Consider the following 12,126-nt stretch of genomic DNA (forward strand, 5'->3'; position numbering starts at 1 on the left):
GACCCTATCGCCCGGGAGCGCCGCGGCCCCGGGTCGGGTCGGGGAACACGTACCGGATCTCCGGGAAACGCTCCCGCAGCCGCTGCTCCGCCTCGTCGGCCGCCGCCTCGATCGCGCTGCCGGGGGCGTCGTCGGCGAAGTCGACCTTCGCCGCGACCAGGATCTCGCCGGGACCGATCCGCATGGTCAGCAGCGTCGGCACGGCGGTCACCACGTCGACGGCGGCCAGATCCGCGGCGGCGTCCTCGAGGAACACCGCTTTCACGGTGGTGTCGCTGGTGTGCCGCAGGAACCGGCGCGGCGTGGTCCGCCAGCGGCGCGACTCGTTGCGGATCTGCTCGACCGCCTTGGCGAAGGAGACCCACTCGGCGGCGAAGGCGACCGCCAGGACGATGTACGAGGCCAGGTAGTCCCCGGTGTGCTCACCCTCGATGATCGTGACGACGCCGTGGTGGATGGAGAACCCGGCGCCCGCGACGAACGTGAAGATCGCGGCGATGAACGCCCGGGCCCCGCTCTCCTCGCCGTACCCGAACGGGTGGTTCTCGTCCGCCGGTTTGCGCCCTCGGCGCAAGGCGACGTAAAGGAACACCTCGGTGGCGGTGTCGGCGAGCGAGTGGGCCGCCTCGGAGAGCATGGCGGCCGAGCCCGAGATCAGGCCGGCGATCAACTTGGCGATGGATATGGCGAGGTTGGCGGCGCCCGCGACGACGACGGTGCCGACGCTCTCGGACGAGGTGGGCTCGCCCATGGTGGTCACGCATGCGGTCTTTCCCGGCACAGTGACGGATAACCGCCCCGCGGGCCCGCCTGCTAGCGTTGCTCCTCGTGTCGCGCACTCGCACCGAGCGCCTGGTTAACCTGGTCATCTGTCTCCTGTCCACGCGGCGGTTCCTGACCGCCGCGCAGATCGCCCTGACCGTGCCCGGTTACGAGCACGATCCGTCCGACCCACGGGACCACGAGGCGTTCCAGCGCAAGTTCGAGCGGGACAAGGCCGAGCTGCGGGAGCTGGGCGTGCCTCTGGAGACGGGCACGGCGAGCATCTTCGATCAGGAGCCCGGTTACCGGATCGCGCAGCGGGAGTACGCGCTGCCCGACATCCTGCTCGAACCGGACGAGGCCGCCGCCGTCGGCATCGCCGCCCGGTTGTGGCAGCACGCCGGGCTGGCCGCCGCCGCCTCCTCCGGCCTGGCCAAGCTGCGGGCCGCCGGGGTCGAGGTGGATCCGCAGGCCACCCTCGGCGTCGAGCCGGTGGTCACCGTCGACCCGGCGTTCGGCCCGCTCACCGCCGCCGCCCGGGACCGTCGCGCGGTCTCCTTCAAGTACCGGGTGCCCGAGGTGGACGAACCGAGCACCCGCCGGCTGGAGCCGTGGGGCGTGGTGTGCTGGCGCGCCCGGTGGTACGTGGTCGGCCACGACCGGGATCGGGGCGCCGCCCGCTGCTTCCGGCTGTCCCGGATCGTCGGCGACGTCCGCGCCTCGGGCCGGCCCGGCGCGTTCGAGCCGCCGGCCGGCGCCGACCTGATCAGCCACGTACGGCGGTTCTCCGGGCCGGTCGCGCGCAACGGCAGGGCCACCGTGACGGTCCGTCCGGGGCGGGCGGCGGGGCTGCGCCGGCTGGCCGCCGAGGTGCTGCCGGGCCCGGACGGTGACCGGCTGACCATCAACTACGGCGACGTGGAGTGGCTGGCGTCGCGGATCGCGGGGTACGGGCCGGACGCCCGCGCCGACGGCCCGCCGGAACTGCGCGACGCGGTCGTCCAGCATCTGAAGGAACTGATCACGCGGCACGAGGTCCCGGCGGTGACGGCATGAGCACGGCGCGCACTCCCAGCGGGGACCGGCTCGGGCGGCTGCTGAACCTGGTGCCGTACCTGCTCGCCCGGCCCGGCATCCTGATCTCCGAGGCGGCCGCCGACCTCGGTGTCACCGGCAAGCAGCTGCGCGAGGACCTGGAGCTGCTCTGGGTCTGCGGGTTGCCCGGGTACGGCCCCGGCGACCTGATCGACATGGCCATCGACGGCGACCACGTGACGATCAGCCACGACGCCGGCATGTCCAAGCCGCTGCGGCTCAACCCGGACGAGGCGCTCGCCCTGGTGGTGGCGCTGCGGATGCTCGCCGAGACGCCCGGCATCGGCACCCGCGACGCCATCGAACGCGCCCTCGCCAAGATCGAGAACGCGGCCGGTGACCTGGCCGACGCGCCGGTCACCGTCCGGATGCCGGCCAACCAGAAACGCCTCGCCGCGGTCCGGGCCGCCGTCGAGTCCGGGCACGCGCTGCGGCTCACCTACTACACGTCGGCGCGGGACGAGACGACCGACCGGGTGGTCGACCCGATGCGGATGCTGATGGTCGGCGGCTTCAACTACCTGGAGGCGTGGTGCCGTCGGGCCGAGGCGACCCGGCTGTTCCGGATCGACCGGATCGACGCGTTCACCGAACTCGACGAGCCGTCCGCGCCACCGGTCGAGGCGGTGCCGCACGACGTCACCGGCGGTGTGTTCCGGCCCGGCCCGGAACTGCCGCTGGTCACCCTGCGGGTGGGCCGCGGCGGCCGGTGGATCACCGAGTACTACCCGGTCGAGCAGGTGGTCAAGGACGCCCCGGAGTGGCTGGTCACGATGCGGGTCACCGACCTCGGCTGGGCGCAGCGGTTCCTCGCCGGCCAGGGCCGCGACGTCACCGTGATCGGCCCGCCGGAACTGCTCGACCGGATCCGGGCGCAGGCCGCCACCGCCCTCGATCAGTACGCCGCGCCGCAGGCCCTCGCTGCCGACGCGCCCGCCGGCCGGTAGGGTTGCCGCGTGCTGATGTGGGTCTGGATCGCCGTGGTGGTGCTGGCTGTGGTCGTCCTGGCCGTCGCCGGGATGAGGATCGTGGGGCGCCTGCGAGGGCTGGAGCGCGCCGCGCGCAAGCTGCGGCATCGCCAGGAGGAGGCGATGGCGCTGCAGGCCAAGGCCGAGCGGATGCAGCAGACGATGCTGGAGTTGCAGCAGCGTGCCGAGGTGGCGCAGGACAAGGTCGCGCAGATCCAGGCGGGCCTGGGCCGCGGCTGAGCTGTTCGGCGGCTGTTGCCCTGACCTTCCCAAGATCATAAGAAACCGGAAGGATCCAGGGGGCAATTTCGCCGGGATCCACACGTACGATGGACCCCGCAACCTGATCCGACCGACTGGAGTCTTCCATGGGCGTCCTCAAGCCATGGCACATCATTGTTCTCGTTGTTGTGCTGATCCTGCTCTTCGGCGCGAAGCGGCTGCCTGACGCGGCTCGGTCCCTCGGGCGGTCCCTGCGGATCATCAAGGCCGAGACCAAGGGTCTCGTCGACGACGACAACAACGTCGCGGAGAAGGCGGAGCCCCAGCACAGCCGCACCCCGCTGCAGGGCGAGGTTCAGCAGCCCTACCAGCAGCCCGGTTACCAGCAGGCGCCCCCGCCGCCGGCCGGTTACCAGCAGCCGGCCCCGCAGCCGGGCTACCAGCAGCCGCCGGCCCAGCCGTTCGTGGACCCGGTGCAGCACCGCACCAACGACCGCTGACCCGGACCGATGGCACTGAGCCTGCGTAAGAAAAAGGGACCGACCAAGTTCCAGCAGGCGGCCGACGGCTCGATGACGCTCATCGAGCATGTCCGGGAGCTGCGAAACCGGCTGTTCTTCGCGTCCCTCGGCATCGTGGCCGGCCTGGTCGTCGGCTTCATCGTCTCCGAGGACGTCTTCGACCTGCTCGCGGCGCCTTACTGCGGTCTCGACACGTCGTGGACGCTGGGGGCGGTCGGTCAGGGGAAGTGCAACTTCCTCACGCTGGGCGCGGCCGACCAGCTGATCCTGAAGCTGAAGATCGCGCTCTGGGTCGGCCTGATCGTCGGCGCGCCGGTCTGGCTCTACCAGCTGTGGGCGTTCATCGCGCCCGGCCTGCACCGGCACGAGCGCAAATGGGCGTACGTGTTCGTCGCGATCGCCGCGCCCCTGTTCATCGGCGGCGCGACGCTGGCCTACTTCGTGGTCAAGCACAGCCTCGAATTCATCATGACCGCCGGTGTCATCGGTGAGACGACGCAGCTGGAGGTCACGGCATACACCGGCTTCGTCACCAGCATGATCATGATTTTCGGGGCGGCGTTCGAGTTCCCGCTGGTCCTGCTCATGCTGAACTTCACCGGTGTGGTCAGCGCGTCGCGGCTGCTCAGCTGGTGGCGGGTGGTGGTCTTCCTGTCGTTCGCGTTCGCCGCCATCGCCACCCCCGACCCGGGCCCGTTCGGCATGACGCTGCTGGCCGGCTGTCTGACCCTGCTGTATTTCATCGCGGTCGGGGTGGCGTTCCTCAACGACAAGCGCAAGGGCCGTGGCAAGGAGATCTACGCCGGGCTCGACGACGACGCCATCTCCGAGCTGCCGGAGGAGCGGATCCCGGTCGGCGCGTCCGACCCGATCGAGGCTCCGACCGCGGTCGAGGGGCCCAGCCCGGTCGAGGCGCCACGGCCGATCGAGCGGCGCTTCGACGACATGACGTGATCTAGGCAGCGGTCGCGGGCGGGTCTATCGTCTGCGGCTGTGACGGGCGACTTCATCGCGGTGCTGGCCAACCCCTCGGCGGGGCGCGGCCGGCACCGCGATCTGCTTCCCGAGGCGCTGCGGGCGCTCGGGACGGGCGGGCACGAGGTGCGGCTGCTGACCGCCGCGAGCGGGCCGGCGGCCGAACAGGCCTGTCACGAGGCGGTGGCGGCCGGCGCGGCGGCGGTGGTGGCGGCCGGCGGTGACGGGACGGTGCACCGGGCCCTGCAGTCGGTCGCCGGGACGCCCCTCGGGTTCGGGGTGGTGCCGGCCGGGACCGGGAACGACTTCGCGAGCGCGGTGGGCGTACCCCGCAACCCGATCGAAGCCGCGGAGGGGATCGCCGCGGCGCTGCGGGACCGGCGTCACCACCGCTTCGATCTGGCCCGCACCCTCGACGCGCACGGTGAGCGACGCTGGTTCTGCGCGGTGCTCGCCGCGGGTTTCGACGCGCTGGTCAACGAGCGGGCCAACCGGATGCGCCGGCCCACCGGGCCGCGCCGCTACGACCTGGCGATCCTGCTCGAACTGGCCCGGCTGCGGGCGCGCGGCTACGTGCTGCGCCTGGACGGCGTGGAACACCGCTTCTCCGCCGAGATAGTCGCGGTCGGTAACTGCGCGAGTTACGGCGGGGGGATGCGGATCCTGCCGGGCGCCGACCCCGCCGACGGGCTCCTCGACGTGATCTTCGCGGCGCCGCTGGGGCGCGGCGGCCTGACCCGGCTCAAGCCGCGGCTGCGCCACGGCACCCACGTCGGCGATCCGCGGGTCACCGTGCTGCGGGCGCGGGAGGTGCGCATCGAGGCCGAGGACATCGTGGCGTACGCCGACGGCGAGCGGCTCGGCCCGCTGCCGCTCGAGGTGAGCTGTGTGCCGGGTGCGATTCGGTTGCTCCGGTGACCAGCGGGTCAGATTTCCGCCCTGCCGCCGAACGGTAGAGCATGACGAACTCGATCAGCAGCAGCAGCAACCGCCCGTCGGTGGCCGGCATGGCGACCTCGGTGTTCGGCAACGCGCGGGAGGCGCTGAAGGCCATCGCCGACGCCGCGACCACGCCCGCGGCCGAGTCGCCGGCCGCCACCGCGGAGACCGCCGCCAAGAAGGGCCGCCGCGGTGTCTCCCTCGACCGTTATGCCTGAGTAGGCAGCGCGAGCGCGAGGACCGCCGACAGGCCGTTGGGCTTGCCCGCGTCCGCGGCCGGCACGACCAGCGCCGTGCAGCCCGCCTTGACCGCGCCCGCGTCGGCCGGCGTGTCACCGACCATCAGCGTGTGCTCCGGGTCCACGCCCAGCAGCCCGCACGCCCGGTAGAAGATCGCCGGGTCGGGCTTGATCCGGCCCAGCTCGAAACTCAGCGCGTACGCGTCGATCAGCGCGTCGAGGCCCCAGGCGGTGAACAGCGGCCGGATGTCGAAGGCGATGTTGCTGACCACGGCCACCTTGACGCCGGCCTCGTGCAGCTTGCGCAGCGTCGGTTCGGTGTCCGGGTAGGGCACCCAGCCGTCCGCGGTGAGCAGCCGCTCGTACAGCGCGTCGGCGAGCCCCTCGACGTCGCTGTGCACCGTCGACGCCAGCCCGGTGTAGGCGGCCCGGTGGCTGTGCGCGTACAGGTCACGGTCGGCCCAGTGCTCGGCCAGATGCGGCGGCACCCGGTTCGGCAGCGGCCCGCCGGCCCGGCCCGCGGTGAGCAGCCGGTCGGCCAGGATGGTCGCCTTCCCCCGGTCCAGTTCGGCGCCACACGCCGCGGCGGCGGCGAGAACCCAGGTCAGTGGATCCTCCACCTGCGCCAGGGTGCCGTGGAAGTCGAACAGCACGGCCTCCACGGGCCGCACGGGATGGCGGGGAGGATTCGAGACATGCGGCACGTCGTGCACCTTACCGAGCGCCGGTGTCGGCCCCGACGGCCCATACGCCCCGATACCGTGCTGCGTTTTGTCACACCCACGAACTAGCCTGGTGTTCATGACGAGTCCCGCCGAGAAATACGCGGCATCAAAGCGGCGGGCGGCGCGGGTCGCCGACTATCCCGCCCTCGAGGATTTCATGCTCGACGTGGGCTTCGACCTGGACGACTTCCAGCGGCAGGCGTGCGAGGTCCTGGAGCGCGGCAGCGGTGTGCTGGTCTGCGCGCCGACCGGCGCCGGCAAGACCGTGGTCGGTGAGTTCGCGGTGCACCTGGCGCTGCGCTCGGGCCAGCGCAAGTGCTTCTACACCACCCCGATCAAGGCGCTGTCCAACCAGAAATACCACGACCTGGTGCAGCGCTACGGCGCCGACAAGGTCGGCCTGCTCACCGGCGACAACGCGATCAACGGCGACGCCCCGGTGGTGGTGATGACCACCGAGGTGCTGCGCAACATGCTCTACTCCGGCTCCGACCAGCTGCGCCACCTGGCCTACGTGGTGATGGACGAGGTGCACTACCTCGCCGACCGGTTCCGCGGCGCGGTCTGGGAAGAGGTGATCATTCACCTGCCGGCCTCGGTCACCCTGGTCTCGCTGTCCGCCACGGTCAGCAACTACGAGGAGTTCGCCGACTGGCTGGTCACCGTCCGCGGGCAGACCGAGGTGGTGGTCAGCGAGCACCGGCCGGTCCCGCTGTGGCAGCACATGCTGGTCGGCCGGCGGATGTTCGACCTGTTCCACGACGCCGACGCGGCGAGGAAACACGACGTCCACCCCGAGCTGCTGCGTTACAGCCGGGAGATGGAGCGGCGCCTGGAGATGACCGGCCGGGCCGAGGTCGGCTGGCGCGGCGGGCGGGGCAAGCGCTGGCAGCCACCGCCGCGCGCCGAGGTGGTCGACCGGCTGGAGCGGTCCGGGCTGCTGCCGGCGATCCTGTTCATCTTCAGCCGGGCCGGCTGTGACGCCGCGGTGAAACAGTGCCTCGACGGCGGCCTGCGCCTGACCGACCCGGACGAGCGGGCCGAGATCCGGCGCATCGTCTCCGCCAAGGTCGCCCACCTGCCCGCCGAGGACCTGTCGGTGCTGGGCTATTGGGAGTGGCTCGACGGCCTCGAGCGCGGCGTCGCCGCCCACCACGCCGGCATGCTGCCCGCCTTCAAGGAGGCGGTCGAGGAGTGCTTCGTCAAGGGCCTGGTCAAAGCGGTCTTCGCGACCGAGACCCTGGCCCTGGGCATCAACATGCCGGCCCGCTGCGTGGTCCTCGAGCGCCTGGTGAAGTTCAACGGCGAGGCGCACGTCGACCTCACCCCGGGGGAGTACACGCAGCTGACCGGCCGGGCCGGTCGGCGCGGCATCGACGTCGAGGGTCACGCCGTGGTGCTGTGGAGCCCCGACGTCGACCCGCGGCACGTGGCCGGGCTCGCCTCCACCCGCACCTACCCGCTGCGCTCCTCGTTCCGGCCGTCCTACAACATGGCGGTCAACCTGGTCGGCAGCGTCGGCGCGGAGAAGTCGCGGGAACTGCTCGAGTCGTCGTTCGCCCAGTTCCAGGCGGACCGGTCGGTGGTCGGCCTGGCCCGGCAGGTGCAGCGCAACGTCGAGACCATGCAGTCGTACGGGGAGGATGCCACCTGCCACCACGGCGACTTCGACGAGTATTTCGGCCTGCGTGTCGCCATCGCCGACCGGGAGAAGGCGCTGTCCCGGCAGGGCGTCCAGCAGCGGCGCTCGGCCGCCGTCTCCTCCCTGGAGCGGCTGCGCATCGGCGACGTGATCCGGGTGCCGCAGGGCCGCCGGGCCGGGCTCGCCGTGGTGCTGGAGCCGGCCGCCACCGGGTTCGGCGAGCCACGCCCGCTGGTGCTCACCCAGGACCGCTGGGCCGGCCGGGTCAGCCCCGGCGACTTCGGCGGCGAGGTCGAGGTGCTGGCCCGGGTCCGGGTTCCGAAGAATTTCAACCACCGCTCGCCGGGCGCTCGCCGCGACCTGGCGGCCCAGGTCAGCGCCACCGGCCTGGACCGGCACCCGGATCGGCGGCGGAACGGCCGCAGCCGCGCCAACCCCGGCGAGGACGCCGAGATCGCCCTGCTCAAGGTGCAGTTGCGGCAGCACCCCTGCCACGCCTGCCCGGAGCGGGAGGACCACGCCCGCTGGGCCGAGCGCCGGCACCGGCTGCTGCGCGACACCGACACGCTGCGGGCCAAGGTCGCCGGGCGCACCGGCTCGCTGGCGCGCACCTTCGACCAGGTGTGCGCGGTGCTGACCACCCGCGGTTACCTCTCCGCCGACGGCGAGGTGACCGAGGCCGGGCGGATGCTCGGGCGGATCTGGTCGGAGGCCGACCTGCTGGTCGCCGAGTGCCTGCGCCAGGGCGTGTGGGACGGGCTGACCCCGGAGGAGCTGGCCGCCGCCGTCTCGATGGTGCTCTATGAGTCCCGCCGGGAGGGGGAGGACCGGGCGAACGTGCCGAAGGGCCCGATCAACGCCGCTGTCGACGCCTGCGCCAAGCTGTGGGGCGAGATCGCCGCCGACGAGAGCGAGCACGGGCTGTCGCTGACCCGCGAGCCCGACCCCGGGTTCGTCTGGCCGATGTATCGGTGGGCTCGCGGCGAGCCGCTGGCGCGGGTGCTGGCCAGCGGGGCGTACGACGCCGACATGCCGGCCGGCGACTTCGTCCGGTGGGCGCGCCAGGTGCTCGACCTGCTCGGTCAGGTCCGCGAGGCGGCCGCCGCGTCACCGAGCGTGAAGGACACCGCGCGCAAGGCGATCACCGCCGTCAACCGGGGGGTGCTGGCTCTGCAGAGCGCCCTCTGAGGACGGCGATCATCGCGGATGGTGAATCTCCGTTGACGGCCACTCTGGGACAAATCAAGAATTGCGGCGGCGGCATCGACGTCGCTGAGTCTCCGATGGCCGGGAGAAAGAAGACATGGGCTCGGGCTCACCGCATCTGATCGGATGGTCCGGTGACGCGGTGGCGGATTCGGTGCTGGCAGTCATCGACGCCGACACCGCGGTCATCGAGATCTCGGTGTGGGGCGCCTGGGACCGGCGGCTGTCCGCGCAGGCCCGGGTGGTGCTCGACAAGTGCCTCGCCGAGCACCCCACCGGGCTGATCATCGACCTGCACCGGCTGAGCGACCCGCACGCGGTGAGCGCTCCGCTCTGGCTCACCGCGTGCGCGCGCGGAGCGGCCATGCACCCGCCGGCCGCGGTCGCCGTGTGCCTGCCCGCCGCGTCGCCGCTGTCCCGGCGGCTGCGGCGGCTCGGCGCCCGGGACTGGCTGGTGCTCTACGCCACCGTGCCGCAGGCGCGGGCCGTGCTGGCCGGGCGGCACCCGCTCGCCGACCGGCTGCACCTGGCCCTGCCACCGGACCCGGCCGCCGCCATCCAGGCCCGCAACCTGGTCACCGACGCGTGCGCCGACTGGGATCTGGGCCATCTGGGCGAGCGGGCCCGGCTGGTGATCTCCGAGCTGGTGGTGAACGCGGCCGAACACGCGGGTACCGACATCGAGGTCATCGTGTCGTCGCGCGGGCGTACCGAGGGGAACGGCGCGGCGGCCCTGCACCTGGCCGTCTACGACGGGGAGCCGCTGCTGCCGCGGCTGCGTGACCCGGTCACCGGGCCGCTCGGCGCGTCCCTGACCGACCGGGGCCTGGGACTGCGGATCGTCGGCGCGGCCGCGTCGGCGTGGGGCGCGCTGCCCGCCCGCGGCGGCAAACTGGTGTGGGCGATCATCCGTACCCGGCCGGAGGAGCAGTGGTGAGCGCGACCAGGATCGACGGCGCACGCGACGGCGACCGTCTGCTGATCACGCTGCACGGCAGCCTCGACGCGATGTCGGTGGAGGCGTTGCAGAGTCAGCTCTACGACCTGGCCCGGGTGCACGACCTGATCGGGTTCGGGGTGCCGGTTCGGCAGATCCACATCGACGTGGCCGGCGTCGACTTCTGTGACGCCGCCGGCCTGCGGATGCTGGTCGCGGCGCGGCGGGTGGCCGAGGCCCGGCAGGCCACCTGCCACCTGCACGGCCCGCAGCCGCACCTGCGCTGGCTGCTGCGGGCCACCCGCGCCGACGGCCTCTTCGACAACCTGTGAGGGTCAGGGCGACTCGACGGCGCCCTGCGGGCGGGTGACGGTGACCGGCTCGCCGTGGCCGCTGAACCGGGTGGTCAACCGCATCACCCTGTCCGGGCTGGTGTCGGGCTGCTCGTGCCGGAGCGCCGTCAGCCGCCCCGCGGCGTCGGTGGTCGCGACGAGTTTCACCGCCGCCCACTGCGTGTGGACCTCGAGGATGCCGGGCCAGCCGGTCGGCAGATAGGTGATGGTGACGGCGTCGGAGTCCAGGTAGACGAGATAGCGGTTCGGCCCGTCGGCCCGGACGTCCTTGATGCCCTCGGCGAGCCGTTTCAGGCCGACCGGGTCGGTGAGGTCGGGGTAGTGCGGGGAGCGGCCGCGCTGGGCGTGGGTCCACGGGCCGTTCACCCGGTCCTGCAGCCAGCTGTGGTCGCCGTCGACGAGCCGCCCCTCCACCACGGTGACGGAGCCGCGGGTGTAGCGGTTGCGCATGACGAGGCGCCGGGCGGCGGCGTCGAAGGAGCCGGCGGCGGTCAGCGTCGCATCGGTCATGTCGGTCTCGATGACGTACGAGTACGACGACGCCATCGTCCGCTGCAGCACCGCGGCGAACTCGCCGGTGCGGACCGGATGGCTCGGCGACGGGTTGCCGGCGGACTCCGGCTCGGCGGCTGTGGGCAGGCGGATGCAGGCCGTGCCGAGGAACAGGGCGAGCAGAGGGACGAGGATCCGGTGCGGTCCACCGATCATGAGTAGTAGATGTCCATGGCTTCGCCGAACTTCGCCGGCTTCGTGACGGTGGAGGTCTTGCCGTGGCCGCTGAGGCGGGTGGTCATGCGCAACGTCTTGTTCTTGTCGCGGAGCGCGACGCCGATCGAGGTGACCCAGCCGGCGGCGTCGGTGATCGCGCTGAACTGGGCGTCCCCGCCGAACCAGACCGAGATGGCCGGGGTGCCGACCGGCAGGAAACCGTCGTTGAACTTGTCGCCCGCGATGTCGAGAGTGCCGGAGAACGTGTTCGGCCCGGTGCGGCGGACCGTGTCCACCGAGGACACGAAGCGCGACAGGCCGGTCGGGTCGGTCATGTCGTAGTAGTACAGCCCGTCCTTCTTGACCCGCTTGAGGTTGAGATGCACCCAGGTCTCGCCGCTCTTCTCCCGCGAGTAGAAGTCGGTGCCGACCACGATGACCTGGCCCTGCTCGGTCTTGCCGGCGCCGGTCAGCTTCTTGGTGGTGGTGATCCGCTTGCCCTTCGGGTCGAACGAGCCGGACCCGGTGATCTTCTTGCCGTCCACCACGTCACCGCCGACCGTGAACGAGTAGGTGGCGTTCTTCGTCTTCGTCAGCGCGGCCAGCAACTGCTCCCGGGCGTCCGGGCCGGCCGGCGCCGGGCTCGCCGCCGGTGCGGAGGCGGAGGCCGTGGGGGCCGTGGTCGGCTCCGCCGGGGAGCCCGGCAGCGGCAGTTTCGTGCAACCGCCGGTCAGGACCGCGGCGGCGGTGAGAGCGAGCAGGGCAGGGTGGTGCGACTTCATCTGTTCCCCCATGGATCGACGCATCGAAGATCATAGGAGAGGGGTGCGACAG

Annotated in this window: 14 protein-coding genes; 10 read left to right on the forward strand and 4 right to left on the reverse strand. The window is 72.1% G+C overall.

The features are described 5' to 3' along the window. Nucleotides 1–4 precede the first annotated feature (4 nt). The gene (locus ACZ3II_RS22985; RefSeq protein ID WP_465519883.1) at nt 5–751 is read right to left on the reverse strand and encodes a cation diffusion facilitator family transporter; all 747 of its coding nucleotides are present in this window, start codon (nt 749–751) and stop codon (nt 5–7) included. Between the two features lie 77 nt (nt 752–828). On the opposite strand from ACZ3II_RS22985, the gene ACZ3II_RS22990 reads away from it, so the two are divergent. The 7 genes from ACZ3II_RS22990 to ACZ3II_RS23020 all read left to right on the forward strand — a co-directional run bounded on the left by ACZ3II_RS22990 (nt 829) and on the right by ACZ3II_RS23020 (nt 5,700). Continuing rightward, on the forward strand, nt 829–1,818 hold the full coding sequence (locus ACZ3II_RS22990; protein ID WP_465519749.1) for a helix-turn-helix transcriptional regulator: 990 nt from the start codon (nt 829–831) through the stop codon (nt 1,816–1,818). Next, nucleotides 1,815–2,804, forward strand: a complete 990-nt coding sequence (locus tag ACZ3II_RS22995) for a helix-turn-helix transcriptional regulator (protein WP_465519750.1) — start codon at nt 1,815–1,817, stop codon at nt 2,802–2,804. Before ACZ3II_RS22990 ends, ACZ3II_RS22995 begins: the two co-directional genes overlap by 4 nt. A gap of 15 nt (nt 2,805–2,819) precedes the next feature. After that, nucleotides 2,820–3,065 carry a hypothetical protein gene (locus ACZ3II_RS23000; RefSeq protein ID WP_465519884.1) on the forward strand — a complete coding sequence of 82 codons (246 nt, stop codon included), beginning with the start codon at nt 2,820–2,822 and terminating at the stop codon, nt 3,063–3,065. A gap of 128 nt (nt 3,066–3,193) precedes the next feature. Then, entirely contained in the window at nt 3,194–3,547 is a 354-nt protein-coding gene (gene tatA / locus ACZ3II_RS23005) for a Sec-independent protein translocase subunit TatA (protein ID WP_465519751.1), read from the forward strand. A 9-nt stretch (nt 3,548–3,556) separates the two neighbouring features. Next, on the forward strand, nt 3,557–4,522 hold the full coding sequence (gene tatC / locus ACZ3II_RS23010) for a twin-arginine translocase subunit TatC (protein WP_465519752.1): 966 nt from the start codon (nt 3,557–3,559) through the stop codon (nt 4,520–4,522). A gap of 39 nt (nt 4,523–4,561) precedes the next feature. Continuing rightward, the gene (locus ACZ3II_RS23015; protein ID WP_465519753.1) at nt 4,562–5,461 is read left to right on the forward strand and encodes a diacylglycerol kinase family protein; all 900 of its coding nucleotides are present in this window, start codon (nt 4,562–4,564) and stop codon (nt 5,459–5,461) included. 41 nt (nt 5,462–5,502) lie between these two features. After that, complete coding sequence (locus ACZ3II_RS23020) at nt 5,503–5,700, forward strand: hypothetical protein (RefSeq protein ID WP_465519754.1); 198 nt, start codon at nt 5,503–5,505, stop codon at nt 5,698–5,700. Here ACZ3II_RS23020 and ACZ3II_RS23025 read toward each other — a convergent pair. Then, complete coding sequence (locus tag ACZ3II_RS23025) at nt 5,691–6,434, reverse strand: HAD family hydrolase (protein ID WP_465519755.1); 744 nt, start codon at nt 6,432–6,434, stop codon at nt 5,691–5,693. The genes ACZ3II_RS23020 and ACZ3II_RS23025 overlap by 10 nt on opposite strands. Before the next feature lie 88 nt (nt 6,435–6,522). Here ACZ3II_RS23025 and ACZ3II_RS23030 point away from each other — a divergent pair, with 88 nt between their 5' ends. From ACZ3II_RS23030 to ACZ3II_RS23040, 3 genes are all read left to right on the forward strand, one after another. Next, entirely contained in the window at nt 6,523–9,276 is a 2,754-nt protein-coding gene (locus tag ACZ3II_RS23030; protein WP_465519756.1) for a DEAD/DEAH box helicase, read from the forward strand. A gap of 115 nt (nt 9,277–9,391) precedes the next feature. Then, nucleotides 9,392–10,231, forward strand: coding sequence for an ATP-binding protein (locus ACZ3II_RS23035; RefSeq protein ID WP_465519757.1), 840 nt, complete (start codon nt 9,392–9,394; stop codon nt 10,229–10,231). Next, a complete protein-coding gene (locus tag ACZ3II_RS23040; RefSeq protein ID WP_465519758.1) occupies nt 10,228–10,563 on the forward strand; it encodes an STAS domain-containing protein in 336 nt (111 codons plus the stop codon). The genes ACZ3II_RS23035 and ACZ3II_RS23040 overlap by 4 nt, the downstream gene beginning before the upstream one ends. A 3-nt stretch (nt 10,564–10,566) precedes the next feature. On the opposite strand, the gene ACZ3II_RS23045 is transcribed toward ACZ3II_RS23040, so the two are convergent. Both ACZ3II_RS23045 and ACZ3II_RS23050 read right to left on the reverse strand, forming a co-directional pair. After that, nucleotides 10,567–11,292 carry a hypothetical protein gene (locus ACZ3II_RS23045; RefSeq protein ID WP_465519759.1) on the reverse strand — a complete coding sequence of 242 codons (726 nt, stop codon included), beginning with the start codon at nt 11,290–11,292 and terminating at the stop codon, nt 10,567–10,569. Further along, a complete protein-coding gene (locus tag ACZ3II_RS23050; protein WP_465519760.1) occupies nt 11,289–12,098 on the reverse strand; it encodes a hypothetical protein in 810 nt (269 codons plus the stop codon). Before ACZ3II_RS23050 ends, ACZ3II_RS23045 begins: the two co-directional genes overlap by 4 nt. Nucleotides 12,099–12,126: the final 28 nt, after the last annotated feature.

This window comes from Actinoplanes sp. NPDC019969, assembly GCF_055562375.1.

Bases quoted from the DNA above. Each gene is read 5' to 3' on its own strand.
- ACZ3II_RS22995 (WP_465519750.1), top strand. From the start codon at position 1,815: ATGAGCACGGCGCGCACTCCCAGCGGGGACCGGCTCGGGCGGCTGCTG.
- ACZ3II_RS23030 (WP_465519756.1), top strand. From the start codon at position 6,523: ATGACGAGTCCCGCCGAGAAATACGCGGCATCAAAGCGGCGGGCGGCG.
- tatA (WP_465519751.1), top strand. From the start codon at position 3,194: ATGGGCGTCCTCAAGCCATGGCACATCATTGTTCTCGTTGTTGTGCTG.
- tatC (WP_465519752.1), top strand. From the start codon at position 3,557: ATGGCACTGAGCCTGCGTAAGAAAAAGGGACCGACCAAGTTCCAGCAG.
- ACZ3II_RS23045 (WP_465519759.1), bottom strand. From the start codon at position 11,292: ATGATCGGTGGACCGCACCGGATCCTCGTCCCTCTGCTCGCCCTGTTC.
- ACZ3II_RS22985 (WP_465519883.1), bottom strand. From the start codon at position 751: ATGGGCGAGCCCACCTCGTCCGAGAGCGTCGGCACCGTCGTCGTCGCG.
- ACZ3II_RS23000 (WP_465519884.1), top strand. From the start codon at position 2,820: ATGTGGGTCTGGATCGCCGTGGTGGTGCTGGCTGTGGTCGTCCTGGCC.
- ACZ3II_RS23035 (WP_465519757.1), top strand. From the start codon at position 9,392: ATGGGCTCGGGCTCACCGCATCTGATCGGATGGTCCGGTGACGCGGTG.
- ACZ3II_RS23050 (WP_465519760.1), bottom strand. From the start codon at position 12,098: ATGCGTCGATCCATGGGGGAACAGATGAAGTCGCACCACCCTGCCCTG.
- ACZ3II_RS23020 (WP_465519754.1), top strand. From the start codon at position 5,503: ATGACGAACTCGATCAGCAGCAGCAGCAACCGCCCGTCGGTGGCCGGC.